At 73.3% G+C, this 18,192-nt stretch carries 17 protein-coding genes; 10 read left to right on the forward strand and 7 right to left on the reverse strand.

Going from position 1 to position 18,192, the window contains the following annotated elements; all coding sequences use genetic code 11:
• Positions 1 to 75: 75 nt before the first annotated feature.
• The 3 genes from ACIQVL_RS05470 to ACIQVL_RS05480 all read right to left on the reverse strand — a co-directional run bounded on the left by ACIQVL_RS05470 (position 76) and on the right by ACIQVL_RS05480 (position 3,720).
• Positions 76 to 1,338, reverse strand: a complete 1,263-nt coding sequence (locus ACIQVL_RS05470) for an NAD(P)/FAD-dependent oxidoreductase (protein WP_403427917.1) — start codon at positions 1,336 to 1,338, stop codon at positions 76 to 78.
• A 158-nt stretch (positions 1,339 to 1,496) separates the two neighbouring features.
• On the reverse strand, positions 1,497 to 2,777 hold the full coding sequence (locus tag ACIQVL_RS05475) for a deoxyguanosinetriphosphate triphosphohydrolase (protein ID WP_403427915.1): 1,281 nt from the start codon (positions 2,775 to 2,777) through the stop codon (positions 1,497 to 1,499).
• 208 nt (positions 2,778 to 2,985) lie between these two features.
• Positions 2,986 to 3,720, reverse strand: a complete 735-nt coding sequence (locus tag ACIQVL_RS05480; protein ID WP_403427913.1) for a sirohydrochlorin chelatase — start codon at positions 3,718 to 3,720, stop codon at positions 2,986 to 2,988.
• A gap of 162 nt (positions 3,721 to 3,882) precedes the next feature.
• Between ACIQVL_RS05480 and ACIQVL_RS05485 the strand changes: the two genes are divergently transcribed.
• Complete coding sequence (locus tag ACIQVL_RS05485; RefSeq protein WP_403427911.1) at positions 3,883 to 4,563, forward strand: vancomycin high temperature exclusion protein; 681 nt, start codon at positions 3,883 to 3,885, stop codon at positions 4,561 to 4,563.
• A gap of 79 nt (positions 4,564 to 4,642) precedes the next feature.
• Here the strand turns inward: ACIQVL_RS05485 and ACIQVL_RS05490 are convergent, their stop codons facing one another.
• Positions 4,643 to 5,920, reverse strand: a complete 1,278-nt coding sequence (locus ACIQVL_RS05490) for an AMP-binding protein (protein WP_403474493.1) — start codon at positions 5,918 to 5,920, stop codon at positions 4,643 to 4,645.
• A 546-nt stretch (positions 5,921 to 6,466) separates the two neighbouring features.
• Positions 6,467 to 6,901: a gamma-glutamylcyclotransferase family protein gene (locus ACIQVL_RS05495; RefSeq protein ID WP_403474494.1), complete on the reverse strand. Its 435-nt coding sequence runs from the start codon at positions 6,899 to 6,901 to the stop codon at positions 6,467 to 6,469.
• Positions 6,902 to 7,039: 138 nt separating this feature from the next.
• On the opposite strand from ACIQVL_RS05495, the gene ACIQVL_RS05500 reads away from it, so the two are divergent.
• From ACIQVL_RS05500 to ACIQVL_RS05535, 8 genes are all read left to right on the forward strand, one after another.
• A complete protein-coding gene (locus ACIQVL_RS05500; RefSeq protein WP_403474495.1) occupies positions 7,040 to 8,683 on the forward strand; it encodes a M4 family metallopeptidase in 1,644 nt (547 codons plus the stop codon).
• Between the two features lie 269 nt (positions 8,684 to 8,952).
• Complete coding sequence (locus ACIQVL_RS05505; RefSeq protein ID WP_403474496.1) at positions 8,953 to 9,627, forward strand: YceI family protein; 675 nt, start codon at positions 8,953 to 8,955, stop codon at positions 9,625 to 9,627.
• A 343-nt stretch (positions 9,628 to 9,970) separates the two neighbouring features.
• Complete coding sequence (locus ACIQVL_RS05510; RefSeq protein WP_403427903.1) at positions 9,971 to 10,495, forward strand: hypothetical protein; 525 nt, start codon at positions 9,971 to 9,973, stop codon at positions 10,493 to 10,495.
• A 167-nt stretch (positions 10,496 to 10,662) separates the two neighbouring features.
• Positions 10,663 to 11,286, forward strand: coding sequence for a class F sortase (locus ACIQVL_RS05515; RefSeq protein ID WP_403427902.1), 624 nt, complete (start codon positions 10,663 to 10,665; stop codon positions 11,284 to 11,286).
• A 125-nt stretch (positions 11,287 to 11,411) separates the two neighbouring features.
• Positions 11,412 to 11,864, forward strand: coding sequence for a hypothetical protein (locus ACIQVL_RS05520; RefSeq protein WP_403474498.1), 453 nt, complete (start codon positions 11,412 to 11,414; stop codon positions 11,862 to 11,864).
• Positions 11,864 to 14,482: a nitrite reductase large subunit NirB gene (nirB, locus tag ACIQVL_RS05525; RefSeq protein WP_403474499.1), complete on the forward strand. Its 2,619-nt coding sequence runs from the start codon at positions 11,864 to 11,866 to the stop codon at positions 14,480 to 14,482. Before ACIQVL_RS05520 ends, nirB begins: the two co-directional genes overlap by 1 nt.
• A complete protein-coding gene (nirD, locus tag ACIQVL_RS05530; RefSeq protein WP_403427895.1) occupies positions 14,479 to 14,829 on the forward strand; it encodes a nitrite reductase small subunit NirD in 351 nt (116 codons plus the stop codon). Before nirB ends, nirD begins: the two co-directional genes overlap by 4 nt.
• A gap of 91 nt (positions 14,830 to 14,920) precedes the next feature.
• Positions 14,921 to 15,853 carry an aminoglycoside phosphotransferase family protein gene (locus ACIQVL_RS05535; RefSeq protein ID WP_403427893.1) on the forward strand — a complete coding sequence of 311 codons (933 nt, stop codon included), beginning with the start codon at positions 14,921 to 14,923 and terminating at the stop codon, positions 15,851 to 15,853.
• 116 nt (positions 15,854 to 15,969) lie between these two features.
• Here ACIQVL_RS05535 and ACIQVL_RS05540 read toward each other — a convergent pair whose 3' ends face one another.
• Positions 15,970 to 16,539, reverse strand: a complete 570-nt coding sequence (locus tag ACIQVL_RS05540) for a YciI family protein (RefSeq protein WP_403427889.1) — start codon at positions 16,537 to 16,539, stop codon at positions 15,970 to 15,972.
• 67 nt (positions 16,540 to 16,606) lie between these two features.
• Entirely contained in the window at positions 16,607 to 17,209 is a 603-nt protein-coding gene (locus ACIQVL_RS05545) for a TetR/AcrR family transcriptional regulator (protein ID WP_403474500.1), read from the reverse strand.
• A 103-nt stretch (positions 17,210 to 17,312) separates the two neighbouring features.
• Between ACIQVL_RS05545 and ACIQVL_RS05550 the strand changes: the two genes are divergently transcribed.
• Positions 17,313 to 18,122, forward strand: a complete 810-nt coding sequence (locus ACIQVL_RS05550) for an SDR family NAD(P)-dependent oxidoreductase (protein WP_403474501.1) — start codon at positions 17,313 to 17,315, stop codon at positions 18,120 to 18,122.
• Positions 18,123 to 18,192 lie beyond the last annotated feature (70 nt).

Raw genomic sequence — 18,192 nt, forward strand, 5'->3', positions numbered from 1 at the left:
GAAGGCTGGGGGAGGAACTGCGCGAGCAACCACGCACCACCCGCACCCGCGGGACAACCGGACCCCCGCAGCCCCTCAGGCGAGCGACTCCAACGGCACATGAGGATCCGCCAAGGCATCGGTGTCCACCGCCGCCCGCGAAGTGATCAGCTTCTGGATCGGCTCTGTGACATCCCACACGTTCACGTTCATCCCGGCCAGCACCCGCCCCTCCTTCACCCAGAACGCGATGAACTCCCGCTTCCCGGCGTCCCCCCGGATCACCACCTGGTCGTAGGACCCGGGCGGCGCCCACCCGCTGTACTCCATGCCCAGGTCGTACTGGTCGGTGAAGAAGTACGGCACCCGGTCGTACACGGCGTCCCGCCCGAGCATCGACCGCGCCGCCGCCGGGCCGCCGTTCAGCGCGTTGGCCCAGTGCTCCACGCGCAGCCTCGTGTCGAACAGGGCGTGCGGGAAGGCGGCCACGTCGCCGGCCGCGTAGATGTCCGGGTCGGACGTCCGCAGCCGCTCGTCGACGACGATCCCGCCGCCCTGCGCCCGGTCGGCCAGATCGAGGCCGGCCGCCTCGGCAAGCCCGACCCGCGGCGCCGCGCCGATCGCCGCGAGGACGTCGTGCGCCGGGTGCTCCTCGCCGTCGTCGGTGCGTGCGGCGAGCACCATGCCGTCCTGGCCGACGATCTCGGTGAGCCGTACCCCGAAGCGGAACCGGACCCCGTGCTCCTCGTGCAGCTGGGCGAAGACGTTGCCCAGTTCGGGCCCGAGCACGCTGTGCAGCGGGGTCTGCCCGTGCTCGATGACGGTGACCTCGGCGCCGTAGGTCCGGGCCGCCGCCGCGACCTCCAGGCCGATCCAGCCGGCGCCGGCGATGACGAGGTGCCCGTTGTCCCGGCCGAGGGCGGCGAGGACGCCCTTGAGGCGCTCGGCGTGCGCGAGGCGGCGCAGGTGGTGGACGCCGGCCAGGTCGGTGCCGGGGATGTCGAGGCGGCGCGGCTCCGCTCCGGTGGCGAGCAGCAGCTTGTCGTAGCGGACCAGGGTGCCGTCGTCGCCGAACCGGACGGTCTTGGCGGCGCGGTCGATGCGGTCCACGGTCTGGCCGAGGTGCAGTTCGATGTCGTGCTGCGCGTACCAGGCGGGCTCGTGCACGAAGACGCTGTCGCGTTCGGCCTTGCCGAGCAGGTAGCCCTTGGAGAGCGGGGGCCGCTCGTAGGGGTGGTCGCGCTCGTCGCAGATCAGTATCACCCGGCCGCTGAAGCCCTCGGCTCGGAGCGTCTCGGCCGCCTTCGCACCGGCGAGTCCGCCTCCGACGATGACGAATGTCTGGTCCGCGTCGACCACTTGATGCCTCCTCGTAAGGGTGCCGCCACATATGCCGCCCACATGCGCCGCACTGTGAGCCTCCCGCACGCAGCGTGATGCGGGAAGAGGGAGTGACCCCCGCTGACGCGATCTTGCCCCGATCAGGCCAGCGGGAGTCGCGGAGCGTCACAAAGTGTTCACATACGTCCCGTCAGCCGCGCGTGCAGCGACCGCGCGGAGGCGTCGGTGAGTGACGCGATCTGGTCGACGATCACCCGCTTGCGGGCGTGGTCGTCGCCGGCCGCGTCGAACAGCGCCCGGAACTGCGGGTCGAGTCCGTCGGGTGCGCGGGCGGTGAGCGCCTCGGCGAGTTCGGCGACGACGACCCGCTGGTCGGCGCGGAGCCGCTCCTGCTCGGCGCGCTGCATGACGTACCGGTGGGCGATGGCCTTGAGCACCGCGCACTCCATGCGGGCCGCGCGCGGTACGACGAGTTCCGCGCCGTACCGGGTGAGGCGGCCGCCGCCGTACGCCTCGCGGGTGGCGGCCTCCGCGGCCAGGCAGAACCGGCCGATGAGCTGGCTGGTGGCGTCCTTGAGGCGGGCCTGGGCGACCGCGCTGCCGTCGTAGCCGTGCGGCCACCACTCCTCGTCCTGGAGCCGGTCGAGGGCGGCGGCGAGTTCGGCGGGGTCGGTGGAGGCGGGCACGTACAGGCCGACGGCGACGGCGAACACCTCCTGCCGTTCCGGCTCCGCGTGCAGGCAGTTGGGGTCGATGTGGCCGGCGTGCAGGCCGTCCTCGACGTCGTGCACGGAGTAGGCGACGTCGTCCGACCAGTCCATGACCTGGGCCTCGAAGCAGGTGCGGGTGCCCGGGGCCTCCTTGCGGACCCAGTCGAAGACCGGCCGGTCGTCCTCGTACACACCGAACTTGGGGGACGCCGGGGCGGTGGGGTGCGCGCCGCGCGGCCACGGGTACTTGGTGGCCGCGTCCAGGGCGGCGCGGGTGAGGTTGAGGCCGACGGAGCCCTCGGGGGTGAACCGCTTGGGCTCGATGCGGGTGAGGAGCCGCAGGGACTGGGCGTTGCCCTCGAAGCCGCCGCAGTCGTCGGCGAACTCGTTCAGCGCCTGTTCGCCGTTGTGGCCGAAGGGCGGGTGGCCGAGGTCGTGGGAGAGGCAGGCGGCCTCCACGAGATCGGGGTCGCAGCCGAGGGCGGCGCCCAGTTCCCGGCCGACCTGGGCGCATTCGAGGGAGTGGGTCAGGCGGGTGCGGGGGCTGGCGTCCCACGCCTGGGCGGAGGTGCCGGGGGTGACGACCTGGGTCTTGCCGGCGAGCCTTCTGAGGGCGGCGGAGTGCAGGATGCGGGCGCGGTCGCGCTGGAAGGCGGTGCGGCCCGGGCGTTTGTCGGGTTCGGGGGCCCAGCGGTCGGCTGACGCCGGGTCGTAGGCCGAAGAAGGCGCGGGTGCGGGGACTGCCATGGTTCGACAGTACGGGGCGGTAGTGACAAATGGGTGTTTGGTGGGCCTACTCGTCCGCCGGGTCGGGTTGCGTTTGCGGCTGCGGGTGCGTGGGGGTTTGTCGCGCGGTTCCCCGCGCCCCCAAGAAGGTGGGTCCACCGGGCCGACCTGAAGGAGCGCGGGGAACTGCGCGATCAGCCACAACGCACCCGCAGCGATCCACGCACCCCTAGGCGGCTGCGGTCACCGGCGTTGCCAGTGACTGCTCGTAGCGGTGGAGGACCAGGTCGGCCATCGCGTCGTGGGCTCCCAGGGGGGCCGAGGCGAGCCACGGGGCGTGGGCCGCGCACTCGGTGGCGAAGCGGCCGGGGGCCGTGAAGTAGGAGGCGAGGGCGATGTGGCGGCGGCCCCTCGCCCGCAGCGCGGTGATCGCCTCCGGGACCGTCGGGGCCGCGGCCGAGGCGTAGCCGGGGAGGACCGGGACGCCCAGGCGGGCGGCGAGGAGGTCGGCCATGCGGTTGGTGTCGGCCGCGGAGTCGGGGGCTCGGGAACCCGCCGCCGCCAGGACCACGGCGCTCGCGGGCCGCGGGCGCCAGCCCGCCTCCCGCAGGCGGGCGTGCAGCGTGTCGGCCAGCAGGGGGTGCGGGCCCAGCGGGGCGGCGACGCGGGTCCGGGCGCCGGCGGCGGCCGCCGTCGCCGGGATGTCCCGCTTGACGTGGTAGCCGCGGCCGAGGAGGAGCGGGACCAGGACGGCCTCGGTGTCCCCGAGGGCGGCGAGGGTGTCCGGGAGCAGCGGCTCGTTCAGTTCGATGTGACCGAGGCGCACGGGCAGGCCGGGGCGCCGTGCGCGCACCCGGTCCACGAGCGCCCGTACGGTGCTGAGCGCGCGCGGGTCGCGGCTGCCGTGGGCCACCAGGACCAGGGCGGGCGGGCCGGGGCGCGGGGAGAGGTCGGTCACCGTCATGCGAGGATCCTCGCCGGGCGAGGTTGCGCGGCCGTTGCCTGGCCGTCACGCGTCTTTTCCGGCCCTTCACGGCACGCACCCGCGCGCTGTGAGCGAACCGGAACCCGCTGCGCTGCGTCCTCCATGGTCGAAGCCCACGGGGATCACAGGGGGGACGAGCGTATGAGGATCCGCCGACCGCGGCTGCCGCGGACGCGTGCCGGCCGGCGGCGCCTGGTGCAGGGCGTGATGGCCGGGTGCGTGCTGGCGCTGCTGCCGGCCACCTGGCTGTACGTCTCGACGGCCGGCCGGCTGCGCACGGTGGCGGACGTGCCGCGCGCCGACGTCGCGGTCGTCTTCGGCGCGGGCCTGTGGGACGGCGAGCCGTCGCCGTACCTCGCCAACCGCCTGAACGCGGCGGCGACGCTGTACAAGGAGGGCCGCGTCAAGGTCGTCCTCGTCACCGGCGACAACAGCCGCAAGGACTACGACGAGCCGGACGCCATGCGCACGTACCTCACCCGGCACGGGGTCCCGGCCGGACGCGTCGTCAGCGACTACGCCGGGTTCGACACCTGGGACTCCTGCGTCCGCGCGAAGAAGATCTTCGGCGTGGACCGGGCCGTACTGATCAGCCAGGGGTTCCACATCCGGCGCGCGGTGGCGCTGTGCGAGGCGGCGGGGGTGACGTCGTACGGGGTCGGGGTCGACGCCAAGCACGACGTGACCTGGTACTACGGGGGCACGCGGGAGGTCTTCGCGGCGGGGAAGGCGGCCCTCGACGTGCTCTTCGAGCCGAACCCCCGGTTCCTCGGGAAGAAGGAGCCGGGGGTGGCCGCCGCCCTGGCCGGGGCGGCGCACTGAGCAGCCTCCGGCCGGGGGAGGAACCGCACGACCGGCCACGACGGCGCCGCAGTCGGCCGGCCGCATGTCGCGGCCGGGTCTACCGGCGGACCGTCACCGCGCCCGCCGGGCGCTCCCCGGCGAGCCGCAGCAACGGCCGGTCGGCGGCGCGGCCGAGGTGTTCCAGGTGGCCGTCTGGGGTCCAGCGGCCGAGGCCGCGGGTGTGGAGCATGGTGCGGCCGGCGCCGAGGAACGGGTCGGGGGCGTACCGCTCGGCGTTCAGGGTGTCGTCGCCGAGGTAGCCGGCCGGGACGCAGTCGCCGCCCGCCCACACCTCGCCGGTCTCGCCGATGGGCAACGGCCGGCGGTCGGCGCCGAGGACGTACACCGTGCTGTTGGGCAGGGGCCGCCCGGTGGCCGGGGTGCGGCGGCCCATGGTGGTGGCGAGGGCCGCCTCGGCCGGGCCCCGGCTGTGGAGGAGGGCGGCCCGGCTCGACCAGCGGTCGGCGAGGGGGCGCGGGCAGGGTTCCCCGGCGACGGCGACCGTGCGCAGGTGCGGGCAGCCGGCGGGGTCGATGCCGGACAGCACGGCCGGCGTGGCGATCAGGACGGTCGCGGTGCGGGCCGCGGCGCCGGTGTCCGTGCCGCCGATGGCCAGGGTGGCGCCGCGGGTGAGGCAGCCGAGGATCTCCCAGGCGGCGGGAGCCGAGGCGATGCCGAGGAGTTGGGCGACCCGGTCGCCGGGGCGGATGCCGAGCCCGCCGGGTTCGGTGAGCAGCAGGTTGGCGAGGTTGCGGTGGGTGAGCCGCACGCCGTGGGTGCGGCGGCCGGCGGTCCCGGGGACGAAGAGGACGCAGCAGCCGTCGTCGGGGTGCGGCGGCAGCGGCGGCGGCATGGGCCCGGGGTCGTAGGGTGCCGGGTCGTCGAGGGCGATCAGCCGGTGGCCGCCGGGGAGGGGGACGCGCGGGGCGTGTTCCTTCTGGGTGAGGATCACCCGGGTGCGCGCGGTGCGGATGACGTCGGCGAGCCGGTCCGGGGGCGTGCGGCCGATGTCCTGGGGGACGTAGGCGGCACCCGCCTTGAGGACGGCGAACAGGCCGACCAGCATCGGGATGGAGCGCCGGGCGAACAGGCCGACGTGGTCACCGGGCCGGACGCCCTCGCGGACCAGCCGGGCGGCGAGGGCACCGGCGTAGCGGTCGAGTTCGCCGTAGGTGAGGGTCGCGCCGTGGTGTTCGGCGGCGACGGCGTGGGGGTGGGCGATGGCGTGCCGCTCGATGGCCCGGTGGACGAGCGGTTCGTGGACGGGTACGTCGGCGCCGCGGCCGTACTGCCAGAAAAGGTGCTGGTCGCGGGGGGTCAGGTGACGCAGAGGCATGGCTCGGAGACCTCCTGGCTGGCTCTTGCGAGTGGGGGAGGCCGAGTCCGGGAGCGGCGGGGCCCGGTCAGGGCGGGGGTCGGGCGCCGTGCGGGTCGTACGGGGTGTGCCAGGGCGTGCGGGGTGGGTGCTACGGGGTCCTGCCGGGCGCGTGGGGTCCGGCGCGGTCTTGCGGGGTCCTGCCGGCTTCTGCCGGGTTCTGCGGGGCTGCGGGGCTGCGGGGCTGCGGGGCTGCGGTGGCAGACGACGACTGTAGTCGGGCCCGTTGAGGACTCAACGGGGCGGGACCGGCCAACAGGGGTGGGGAATGAGCCACCTGCGGGGGTTGCCGGGCGGAGGGAGAGCGGCAGACCAGGCGCCCGTCAGCCCCGGGCGGGGCCGGTGCCGGCGGCCGCCGGCCTGCCATCGGTTCTCACGATGGCTGGGATACCGCGGGCGGTTGACCGTTCCGGCCGGGCGACCCGGGTCCGTCACGGGACGTGACACACCGGAAGCACGCCGGTCGGCGTGGAGACCGCCCCGACCGTCCTCTCCGGCCTCCGCCGCTCAGCCGTGGCCCAGCCAGTCGCCGCCGTCGATGCGCCGCCCGTCGCGGCGCAGCCTCCCGGCCACCACGGGCCCGGCGACGTACACCCAGGCCCGGACCGCGGCCCCGTCCCGCAGCCGTACGACGTCCCGCGCGACGCGTACGTACAGGCTCGCCGGGTCCTGCGGCACGCACTCCTCCAAGGCGTCGAGTTCCAGGAGGAGCCGGTCGTACGACTCGGGGCGTGCGGTGACCAGTTCGCCGCGCACGGTCGCCGGTCCGGGCTCCTCGACGGCGTAGGGGTAGCCGGGCCCGTCGTAGAGCACCGCCCCGTCGAGGCGGCCGGGTTCCTCGGTCTCCGTCCGCCCCCGCAGGTACGCGTCGTGGTTGACCTCGCCGGGCCGGAGCGTGCCGTAGACGAAGAACGGGAGGTGACGGGGGTTCCGGGTGGTCACAGGAAGGATTCTGCACCCCCTCCACCTCCACACACATCTCCATGGAGGCGCTATGGACATGACATGTCATGGCCTCTTAAATCTCAGTCGTCATCAGCGCCACCCCCACGCCTTCGAGGCGCACCTCCAAGGAGACCGATGAGCCGGACCCGGAACACCCGAGTTTCCCGTCTCGCCACCGCCGGCGTCGCCGCCACCACCGCGACCCTGCTGGCCGCCGCGCTCTCCCCCGCCGCCCACGCCGACGCCAGACCCACCCGGGCCACCGCGATCGCGAACGCGGCACAGGCACTCCTCCAGCACGCCACCGCCCTCGGCCTCACGTCCGCCGAGGGCACCTCGGTCCGCGACGTGATCGTGGACAGGAACGGCACCCAGCACGTCCGTTACGACCGCACGTACCGTCAGCTCCCGGTCCTGGGCGGCGACTTCGTCGTCCATCTGAAGTCGGACGGCGCGTACCGCAGCGCCGACCGGGCGACCCGGAGCCGGATATCCCTGGCATCGACCGTCCCGGACGTCTCCGCCCCGAAGGCCGCCGACCTCGCGGTGAACGCGCTGCGGGCGGCGAACCTCGGCGACGCGCTGAAGCAGGTGCAGGCCAGGCCACAGCTGGTCGTCGACGCCCTGCACGGCACCCCGAAGCTGGCCTGGCGCACCAACGCCGTCGGCAGGGACTCGCTCGGCAACCCGGTCGCCCGTACGGTCCTGACGGACGCCCGCACCGGCGCCCAGATCGACGCCTGGGACAGCATCGAGACGGCGACCGGCGACGGCAAGTCGCTGTACAGCGGCACGGTCCCGCTGGAGACCACGCAGTCCGGCTCGACGTACAACCTCACGGACCCGACCCGCGGCAACACGTACACGGGCGACGCGGCGAACAAGACCGACCTGTGCATCTTCGGCATCTGCATCAGCCGGGCGCCGTCGACGGTGTTCACGGACGCCGACAACCACTGGGGCACGGGCGCCGCTTCGGACCGCTCCTCGGCCGCGGTCGACGCCCAGTACGGCACCAACGAGACCTGGGACTACTACAAGAACGTCCACGGCCGCAACGGCATCGCGGGCGACGGCAAGGGCTCGTACAACCGCGTCCACTACGGCAACAGCTACAACAACGCCTTCTGGGACGACAGTTGCTTCTGCATGACGTACGGCGACGGGGACGGGACCACCTTCGGCCCGCTGGTGGCGCTGGACGTGGCCGGCCACGAGATGACGCACGGGGTCACCTCCAAGACGGCCGCGCTGACGTACTCCGGCGAGTCCGGCGGCCTGAACGAGGCGACCTCCGACATCCTCGGCACACTCGTGGAGTGGTACGCGGGGAACGCGTCGGACCCCGGGGACTACCTGATCGGCGAGAAGATCGTCCGCTCCGGCTTCGGGAAGGCGGCGCTGCGGTTCATGGACCAGCCGTCGAAGGACGGGAGTTCAGCGGACTACTGGAGTTCCTCGGTGGGCAATCTGGACGTCCACTACTCCTCCGGCGTCGCGAACCACTTCGCGTACCTGCTGGCGGAGGGCAGCGGCCCGAAGACCATCAACGGCGTGAGCTACAACTCCCCGACGTACAACGGCTCGACGGTCACCGGCATCGGCCGCGACAAGCTGGGCGCGATCTGGTACCGCGCCCTGACGGTCTACATGACGTCCTCGACGAACTACGCGGGGGCCCGCACGGCGACCCTCAACGCGGCGAAGGACCTGTACGGCAACGGCAGCACGGAGTACAACGCGGTCGCGGCGGCGTGGAGCGCGGTGAACGTGAACTGAGCGACGGCCAGGCCGCATGAGGGCGGCGGCGCATGAGGGCGGCCGCCCCGGCGAACGAACCGGGGCGGCCGTCACATACAGCCCAGACAACGGGGAATAGCGCAATTCAAGGAAACCGGGAAACATGGAACCCGGGAAATACCGAGCACTTCCTGAGTGGATCTCATGACGACGGTGTGCAGTTTCGGTGACGGTATACGGAATTCCCGAACTCCCTTGTCCTGGCGAGCACTTGCGGCAATTCCCCGAGTCGACTAACTAGATAAATCATGAACTTGTTCAGCCGCCCCCACACGTCCCGCCGCACCCCCACGGTCCCCCCACGCCCGGCGACGGCGCCGACCTCCCCCACCTCGGCCCCCGTCCTCCTGGACCCCGCCCTCGCCGCCCTCACCGGCGAGTGGATCATCGACCCGGCCCACAGCAGAATCGGTTTCTCGGTCCGGCACGCACTGGTGACGACGGTCCGCGGGGCCTTCACCGAGTACAAGAGCCGCCTCTACTTCGACGGCCGCGACCCGGCCCGCTCACAGGCGGAGATCATCCTGTCCACGGCGAGCGTCGACACGGGCGTGGAACAGCGGGACGCGCATCTGGCGGGGCGCGACTTCCTCGACTCCGCGGCCTATCCGCGGATGCGTTTCCAGAGCACGGCGGTGCGCCTGAAAGCGCCGGACGTCTACGTCATGACCGGCGACCTGACCATCAGGGAGACGACGCGCCCGGTGGACCTGGAACTCACCTACATCGGCAACGTCACGGACCCCTTCGGCTACCAGCGCGTCGGCTTCGACGGCACCACCACCATCAACCGCATGGACTGGGGACTTGCCTACAACTCCCGCCTGGCGGAGGGCGGGGCGATGGTGAGCGAGACGGTGCGGCTGCAGTTCGACATCGCGGCGATCCGGACGACACCGGAGCGCGTGCAGGGGATGCCGTAGCTCCGCAGGCGCGGCCCGGCCGTCCGGCGCACGCGCCCTCGACGCGTCCGGCCTCGCCCGCGCCCGCAGCACCCGTCCGCCCGCCCGAGCGGCTGTCGCGGGCGGCAGGCCCCGGAGGGGGTCACCCGTTCACTCCCCCCACCCCCCACCATTCGTGTGTTCTTCATACTGATGCTTGCGCAACCCCCTTGACCTGCCCGTATTCACCCTCAACGGGCTCCTCGGCCGTCCGCCGTGCCACCCGTTCATCCCAAAACTGACGGTGCCTCAGGGAGCGCGGCCGGGCGGTTGGCTTTTACCTCGGTAGAGCAAGGGAGTGGACGACCTCGACCGAGGGAGCACCATGCGAAGCACCGCCCGTCTGGTGACCGGGACCGCGCTGGCCGTGGCCACGGCCGGACTCGCCGTCGCGCCGGCGTACGGCGGCGCGACCGGCAGCCTCGACGTGTACCCGTCGACCGCGGCGGCGGGCGGCCAGGTCACCGTGAACACGGCGGCCTGCGGCGAGAAGGGAACGGCGGTCGGGGACGCCAGTTCCGTCGGCGCCGGCACGTTCACCCTTGCGCCGAGCACGCACGAAGGCGAGGCGATCGGGCAGTTCCAGGTGCCGCCGAGCGCGCAACCGGGGACGTACGAGATCGTCGCGAAGTGCGCCGCGGGGAACCGGCAGGTGACCGGGGACCTGGTGGTGGCACTGGCGCCGGCCGCAGGGCAGCAGGTGCAGCCCCACGGCAGTGTGAAGACGGGGGTCGGTGGTGCCCTTGGCCCCGACCCCGTGCAGACCGCGGCAGGCGTGGCGGCTCTGGCCGTCGCCGCCGCGGGCGGTACCTGGCTCCTGCATCGCCGGGCGAGAGGCGATGCGTTCTGACGGACACCCTCCGCTGTCCGTCCGCCGGTACCGCACATCCCACCCCCTCCGGGTCCGACGCCCCTCGCGGCCCGGAGGGGGAGGGGGTCACCTTCGCCAGAGGCTCTCACCGCCGTTGGCGGCCCACCCCCTCGTTTGAAGTTCTCACCTCAGGGAGAGGGGTTCACATGCGCAGGATCGGGGACACCGCGATAGCCGCCGTGACCGTCATGGCCCTCGGCTCCGGCGTATGGCTGCTCGGCCCCGGCAGCGGACCGCACGACGCGCCGCCGCAGCCGTCCGCCGCCGAGGGCCGCCCCGACCCCGGCGAGGAGCGCCTGGAGGCCCCCGCGCTGCCGCCCTCCCCGCCCACCCGCATCCGCATCCCCGCCATCCGCGTGAACGCCCCCCTCATGGGCCTCGGCCTCACCGCCTCGGGCAGCCTCGACGTCCCGCCCGCCAAGCAGAAGAACCTCGCCGGCTGGTACGAGGCCGGCACCACCCCCGGTGAGACCGGCACCGCGATCGTCGCCGGGCACGTCGACAACACCGACGGCCCGGCCGTCTTCTACGACCTCGGCAGCCTCAGGCGCGGCACGGCCATCGAGGTGGACCGGCAGGACAGGAGCGTCGCCGTGTTCAGCGTCGACGCGGTGGAGGTCTACCAGGCCCGCGACTTCCCCGACGAGAAGGTGTACGGCGCCGCGAAGCGCCCCGAGCTCCGGGTCATCACCTGCGGCGGCGGCTACTCCCGCACCACCGGCTACCAGGGGAACGTCGTCGTCTTCGCCCACCTGACCGGCAGCCGCTGACCGGCGGCCGCCTCTCCTCCCCACGGGCCCCTCACACTCACCCCCGCTCCCCGAAGAGGGCAGCGTTCCTCCCGGGAAACAGCGGTGATGCGGCCGGGTAACGTCGGCCCCGCAGGCTCCTGGACATGACCTCGAAGACGCGTGTGGTGGTGACCGGCGCCCCGGTGCCGTGCGAACCGCGCGAGCCGCGCGACACCCGCCGCACATGCGAGCCGCACGAGCCGCACGAGCCACGCGAGCCGCGCGAGGCATCCGTGCCGCACGAGGCACCCGTGCCGCGCGAGGCACCCGTGCCGCGCGAGGCACCCGTGCCGCGCGAGGCATCCGTGCCGCGCGTCGGCGGTGAGGAGCGGCGCCCGTGCCGCCGGGTGCCGCTCGCCGCGGTGCCGACCGGCCGCCGCCACTCCCCCGAGGCGACCGCCCGCCCCCGCCCCACGCCCACCAGGCCCGGCTGCCCCCGGCTCCGCCCGCCGCTTCCCCCGCCGGCCCCGCTTGACCCGCCTTTCCTGCTTCTCCCGCTTCCCCTGCTTCTCCCGCTTCTCCCGCTTCCCCTGCTCCTCGACGACGGAGGCTCCTGATGACCGCCACCCCCGGGGCCACCCCCACGATCGTGCTCGTCGGCCACGGCATGGTCGGGCAGCGCTTCCTGGAGGCGCTCGCCGAACGCGGCCTGACCGCCACGCACCGCGTGGTCGTGCTGTGCGAGGAGCCGCGCCCCGCCTACGACCGGGTCGCCCTCACCTCGTACTTCTCGGGCCGGACCCCCGACGAACTCTCCATGACCGACATGGAGTTCATCGACGCACACGGCATCGAGCTGTACCTCGGCGACCCGGCCGAGACGGTCGACCGCACCGCACGGACCGTAACGGCCAGGTCCGGCAGGGTCGTTGCGTACGACACGCTGGTACTCGCCACCGGCTCCTACCCGTTCGTGCCCCCGGTCCCCAACAAGGACGCTACCGGCTGCTTCGTCTACCGCACGATCGAGGACCTGCTCGCGATCGAGGAGTACGCGAAGTCGAGGGCGACGGTGGGCGCGGTGGTCGGCGGCGGGCTGCTGGGCCTCGAGGCGGCCGGGGCGCTGAAGGGGCTCGGACTCGCCGCCCACATCGTGGAGTTCGCGCCGCGGCTGATGCCGGTGCAGGTGGACGAGGGCGGCGGCGCGGCCCTGCTGCGCACCATCGAGGAGATGGGGCTGACGGTCCACACGGGCGTCGGCACGCAGGAGATCGTGGTCGACGCCGCGGGCGCCGTGACGGGCATGAAGCTGTCCGACGGTTCCGAACTCGCCACCGACCTGGTGGTGTTCAGCGCCGGTGTCCGGCCGCGGGACCAGCTCGCCCGGGACTGCGGGCTGACCGTCGGCGAGCGCGGCGGCATCGCGGTCGACGAGCAGTGCCGTACCGTCGCCGACCCGCACGTGTTCGCGATCGGCGAGTGCGCGCTGGCGGCGGACGGCCGGGTGTACGGGCTGGTGGCGCCGGGCTACGAGCAGGCCGGGACGGCCGCCGCGACCATCGCCGCCGACGAGGCCGCCTTCACCGGCGCCGACCTGTCCACCAAGCTGAAGCTGCTCGGCGTGGACGTGGCCTCCTTCGGCGACGCGCACGGCACGGCCGAGGACTGCCTGGACGTCGTGTACTCCGACGCCCGTTCGGGCCTGTACAAGAAGCTGGTCATCGGCCGGGACGGCACCCTGCTCGGCGGCATCCTGGTCGGCGACGCGGACGCGTACGGCACCCTGAAGGCCTTCACCGGTTCGGTGCCGCCGGTCCCGCCCGAGTCGCTGGTGCTGCCGGCCGGTGCCGGTGAGTCCGTCCAGCTCGGCCCGGCCGCGCTGCCCGACGACGCGGTCATCTGCTCCTGCAACAACGTCCGCAAGGGCACGATCCGCGGCGCGGTCACGGAGCACGGCTGCAGCACCGTGCCCGAGGTGAAGAAGTGCACCAAGGCCGGTACGACGTGCGGCAGTTGCGTCAAGGTGCTCGGCCAGCTGGTGACGGCCGAGCTGGAGGCGTCCGGCATCGAGGTCGACAAGGGCCTGTGCGGCTGCTTCGCCCAGACCCGCGAGGAGCTGTACGAGATCGTCCTCGCGCTGCGCGTCAGCACCTACCGGGACCTGCTCGACCGGTACGGCCGGGAGGACGCCCGCAGCGGCGACGGCTGCGAGGTGTGCAAGCCGGCGGTGGCGTCGGTCATCGCGTCCCTCGCCCCGACGATCGGCGCGAGCGGTTACGTCCTGGACGGCGAACAGGCGGCGCTCCAGGACAGCAACGACCACTTCCTCGCCAACCTCCAGAAGAACGGCTCCTATTCGGTCGTCCCGCGCATCCCCGGCGGCGAGATCACCCCGGAGGGCCTGATCACGATCGGCGAGATCGCCCGCGACTTCGGCCTCTACACGAAGATCACCGGCGGCCAGCGCATCGACATGTTCGGCGCCCGCGTCGAGCAGCTCCCGCTGATCTGGACGCGGCTGGTGGACGCCGGCTTCGAGTCGGGCCACGCGTACGGAAAGGCGCTGCGGACCGTCAAGTCCTGCGTGGGGTCGACCTGGTGCCGGTACGGCGTCCAGGACTCGGTGCGGATGGCGATCGACCTGGAGCTGCGCTACCGGGGGCTCAGGTCGCCGCACAAGCTCAAGTCCGCCGTCTCGGGCTGCGCCCGCGAGTGCGCGGAGGCCCAGTCGAAGGACTTCGGCGTCATCGCCACCGCGAACGGCTGGAACCTGTACGTCGGAGGCAACGGCGGCGCCACCCCGCGCCACGCGGACCTGCTCGCCCAGGACCTCACCGACGCCGGACTGGTCCGGCTGATCGACCGCTTCCTGATGTTCTACATCCGTACGGCCGACCGCCTGGAGCGCACGTCCACCTGGCTGGAGCGGATCCCGGGCGGCCTGGACCACGTCCGTGACGTGGTGGTCGAGGACTCCCTCGGCATCTGCGAGGAGCTGGAGTCCCTGATGGCGGCGCACGTCGCCCACTACGCCGACGAGTGGGCGACCACCATCGACAACCCGGAGAAGCTCGCCCGGTTCGTCTCCTTCGTCAACGCCCCCGACACCCCCGACCCGGTCGTCGGCTTCGTGCCCGAGCGGGACCAGATGAAGCCCGACCTGCCGCTGCTGTCCATCGGCCTGCGCCGCCCGGACGGCACGGCGACCGTTCTGGAAGGAAGCGCCCAGCGATGACCCTGGCCCCCGAGACCACCGGCCTGAAGGTCCAGCTCCGGCTGGCGGACACCTGGTTCGCGGTCTGCGACCTGAGCCTGCTCACCCCCGGCCGCGGGGTGGCCGTACTTCTCCCTGACGGCCGCCAGGCCGCCGTCTTCCGCGACCGCGCCGACCGCCTCTACGCCATCGACAACCGCGACCCCTTCGGCGGCGCCGCGGTCCTCTCCCGCGGCCTGACCGGCACCCACCGGGGCCGCCCGTTCGTGGCCTCCCCGCTCCTCAAGCAGCGCTTCGACCTGGAGAGCGGCGCCTGCCTGGACGACGAGACGGTACGGGTGACGGCGTACGAGGTACGGGCGGCCTGAGGGCGTCCCCGGTGACCGAACGGTCCGCCGGGGTCCGGACTTTCGCCCGGTGTGCCCGCGTGAGCTCGTCAGCGCCGCGTAGGGTGCCAGGATGATCGGCATTCCGGAGGCGCTGGTGCGGGGCACGATCGAGCGCGAGGGCGACCCTGGGGCGGCGTGGATCGGCGAACTCCCGGCCACGGTCGAGGATTTGCTGCGGCGCTGGGACTGCGTGCCGGACGGCGAGGTGACGCACGGCGGTGTGGGTGTGATCGTCCCGGTCCGCGTGCGGCCCGCCGGCCTCCCCTGCGTCGTCAAGGTGTCCTTCCCGCACCCCGGCAACGTCCACGAGCCGGACGCGTTCGAGGCGTGGGCGGGCCGTGGCGCGGTCCGCCTGCACCGGCGCGACGACGCCCGCTTCGCCCTCCTCCTGGAGCGGGCCCACCCGTCGACGCTCGCGGCACTGGAGCCCGACGACGAGACGGTGATGACGATCGCCGGCCGCCTGAACCACCGCCTGGCCGTCCCGGCGCCGCCGCACCTGCCCCGGCTCCGGGACCGCGCGGACGCCTGGGCGGCGGAGCTGCGCGAGGACGCCGCCGAGCTGCCCCACGCCCTGCCGCCCCGGGCACTGGACGCGGCCCTCGCCACCGCCCGCGAACTGGGCCGGACCCAGCCGGACACCCTCATCCACGGCGACCTGCACGCCCGCAACATCCTGCGGGCGGACCGGGAGCCGTGGCTGGCGGTCGACCCCAAGGGCTACGCGGGAGACCCGGCGTACGACGGCGGCACCCTCCTCAAGTCCCGCGCGCTGAGCCTCCTGCAGTGCGACGACCTCCCGAAGACCGCCCACCGCCTCCTGGACGTCTTCGCCGAAGCGGCGGAACTCGACCGCGAACGCGTCCGCCGCTGGGCCCAGCTGCACGCCGTCCAGGCGTCGTTCTGGGGCCGCCGGCACGGCTTCCGCATCGCCCGCACCGGCCCCCGGCTCGACCGCGTCACCCGATTCGCGGACCGGCTGGCGGAGTGCCTGGCGGTCTAGGCCACGGTCCAGATCCCGCTCCCGATCCAGGTCCCGGTCCCGCTCCCGATCCAGGTCCCGGTCCTGATCCAGGTCCCGGTCCCGGTCCCGGTCCACGGTGCACATCACCGTCCAGGTCACCGTCGCCCGCCGAACTCCCACTCGTGCACCTCGACGTCCGCGTACCGCACCGGCGCCAGCACGCCCAGCGCCCGGTCCCGGTCCGCAGCCCGGACCAGCGCCGCCGTGCCGACCCAGGTGGTGCCGTCGTCGGACAGCAGCGGGCCGAAGGCGATCAGGTCGTCGTGATCGGTGCCGGCCGGCAGGCCGCCGGGCTCGCCGGCGGCGCCGTCGGCGTGCACCGGGCCCAGGCCGAGCACCAGGTACCGGTCGCCGCCGGCCGGGCCGCCGGGGAACTCCCACATGGTCCGCCCCAGCAGGTTGCGCCACCGCCGCAGCAGCACGTCCCGGTACACGCCGGCCTGGTGGTTCGGCTCGTCGAAGGCGAACGTCCGGGCGGCGGCGGGGCCGGGCAGGTCCACGACGTGCACACTCCCGCTCGGCTCCGCACCACCGGCGCGGAAAGTCGGCCCCCGGGCGATCAACCCGGCCGCGTAGCCGTCCATGTAGCCCCAGTGGTCCTCCACCAGCTCCGCACGCAACGCCGCGGAACCGGCCCGGTCACGGTGATAACAGAAGAACTCCATACCTGCGGAGCCTTCCGCACGGCGGCCCGACCCCTCAACACGGTTTCCCCGGACCGCCGGAGAACCCCTACGGGCGCAACGCGACCGCGACCGCCACGCCCAGCCTGCGCACGAACTCCGCGCGGTCGCCGACCCGGTGCTTCCAGCCCTCGCCGGCCGCCTGCAGGACCTCGGCGATCTGGCGCGGCGTGACGTCGCCGGGTGCCGTACGGCCGGAGTCGGCGGTACGGCCCGAGTCGGCGGTACGGCCGGAGTCGGCGATCGCCTGCGCGAGCGTGTCGAGGAAGGCGTCCCGGTAGTCGTCGTACATGTCGTGGAGCTGCGCGGCCCCGTGCTCCAGCAGTTCGTCGACGCCCTCGTTGAGGTGCGTGCCGACGTACCGGCCGAGGTGGGCGTCGAGCGCGGCCGCCAGGCGGGTCTCGAGGTCCGCGCCGGGGGCGGCCAGTGCCGTGCGGACGTCCGTCAGCGCGCGGTCCAGCTCCTGCCGCATGGTCTCGCGGAACAGCTCCTCCTTGCCGGAGAAGAGGAAGTACAGGCCGGGGCGGGAGATGTCGGCGGCCCGGGCCACCGCGTCCATCGACGTCTTGCGGTAGCCGAACGTGGCGAAGACGGTCAGCGCCGCCGCGAGCACCTGCTCACGGCGTTGGGTGTCCCCTCGGGTCGCGGTCATATGCACACCATACCGACTGGGCGTGCTATACATGTTTTGTCGATTCTGTTTAGTGAAGCAGGAGGCGACCGGGGGGCACAGCACACACGCGAGAGAGAGCATCATGAGCAAGACCGTTCTGATCACCGGCGCCTCCACCGGCATGGGAGAGGCTCTGACCTTCGAGTACGCGGCGCGCGGCTGGAACGTCGCGGCCACCATGCGGGACACCGACCGGGCCAACCCGGCCTTCGCCGGCCTCGGCAACGTCCTGGTCACACGCCTCGACGTCACCGACCCGGCCGGCGTCGAGCAGGCCGTCAAGGCGGCCGTCGACCGTTTCGGCGCCGTCGACGCCCTGGTCAACGCGGCCGGTTACGGCCAGGTCGGCGCCGTCGAGGAGATCAGCCCCGACCAGCTGCGCGACCAGCTGGAGACCAACGTGGTGGGCCTGGTCCAGGTGATCCAGGCCGTCCTCCCGCACATGCGGGAGCGCCGCTCGGGCCACATCCTCAACATCGGCTCCATGGGCGGCCACGTCAGCCTGCCCACGATGGCCGTGTACTGCGCCTCCAAGAGCGCCGTGCAGAACCTGACGGAGGGCCTGGCCCTGGAGCTGGCCCCGCTGGGCATCCACGTCACCCTGGTCGAACCGGCCGGCTTCGACACCGGTTTCGAGGGCAACGCGAAGCTCCCCGCCGCCTCCATCCCGGACTACGCGCCCGCCTACGCCACCATGGCCGGGTTCGCCGAGCAGGCGGTGCGCGGGAACCTGGTGCGGTCGATGGCGGCCGTCGCCGACGTCACCGGCACCGACGCGCCCCCGCTGCACCTGGCGGTGGCCACCGCCGGTCTGGAGATGGTGCGCGGCCGCTTCGCCGAGCTGATGGCCGAGTACGACCGCTGGGAGCGGGTCACGGCCGGCACCGACTGACAGACCGGCTGCCCTGGTCGGCAGGGCTGCCCTGCCGGCCAGGGCAGCCCCACCGGTCAGGCAGCCCCAC

It is taken from the genome of Streptomyces sp. NPDC090499, from assembly GCF_044769305.1.
Taxonomy (GTDB): domain Bacteria; phylum Actinomycetota; class Actinomycetes; order Streptomycetales; family Streptomycetaceae; genus Streptomyces.

Excerpts from the sequence above, each read along its gene's own strand:
- ACIQVL_RS05485 (WP_403427911.1), top strand. The coding sequence starts at position 3,883 with ATGAGGATCCGCCGACCGCGGCTGCCGCGGACGCGTGCCGGCCGGCGG.
- ACIQVL_RS05505 (WP_403474496.1), top strand. The coding sequence starts at position 8,953 with ATGAACTTGTTCAGCCGCCCCCACACGTCCCGCCGCACCCCCACGGTC.
- ACIQVL_RS05540 (WP_403427889.1), bottom strand. The coding sequence starts at position 16,539 with ATGGAGTTCTTCTGTTATCACCGTGACCGGGCCGGTTCCGCGGCGTTG.
- ACIQVL_RS05535 (WP_403427893.1), top strand. The coding sequence starts at position 14,921 with ATGATCGGCATTCCGGAGGCGCTGGTGCGGGGCACGATCGAGCGCGAG.
- ACIQVL_RS05545 (WP_403474500.1), bottom strand. The coding sequence starts at position 17,209 with ATGACCGCGACCCGAGGGGACACCCAACGCCGTGAGCAGGTGCTCGCG.
- ACIQVL_RS05500 (WP_403474495.1), top strand. The coding sequence starts at position 7,040 with ATGAGCCGGACCCGGAACACCCGAGTTTCCCGTCTCGCCACCGCCGGC.
- nirB (WP_403474499.1), top strand. The coding sequence starts at position 11,864 with ATGACCGCCACCCCCGGGGCCACCCCCACGATCGTGCTCGTCGGCCAC.
- ACIQVL_RS05490 (WP_403474493.1), bottom strand. The coding sequence starts at position 5,920 with ATGCCTCTGCGTCACCTGACCCCCCGCGACCAGCACCTTTTCTGGCAG.
- ACIQVL_RS05550 (WP_403474501.1), top strand. The coding sequence starts at position 17,313 with ATGAGCAAGACCGTTCTGATCACCGGCGCCTCCACCGGCATGGGAGAG.
- ACIQVL_RS05515 (WP_403427902.1), top strand. The coding sequence starts at position 10,663 with ATGCGCAGGATCGGGGACACCGCGATAGCCGCCGTGACCGTCATGGCC.
- ACIQVL_RS05520 (WP_403474498.1), top strand. The coding sequence starts at position 11,412 with ATGACCTCGAAGACGCGTGTGGTGGTGACCGGCGCCCCGGTGCCGTGC.
- ACIQVL_RS05480 (WP_403427913.1), bottom strand. The coding sequence starts at position 3,720 with ATGACGGTGACCGACCTCTCCCCGCGCCCCGGCCCGCCCGCCCTGGTC.
- nirD (WP_403427895.1), top strand. The coding sequence starts at position 14,479 with ATGACCCTGGCCCCCGAGACCACCGGCCTGAAGGTCCAGCTCCGGCTG.
- ACIQVL_RS05510 (WP_403427903.1), top strand. The coding sequence starts at position 9,971 with ATGCGAAGCACCGCCCGTCTGGTGACCGGGACCGCGCTGGCCGTGGCC.
- ACIQVL_RS05475 (WP_403427915.1), bottom strand. The coding sequence starts at position 2,777 with ATGGCAGTCCCCGCACCCGCGCCTTCTTCGGCCTACGACCCGGCGTCA.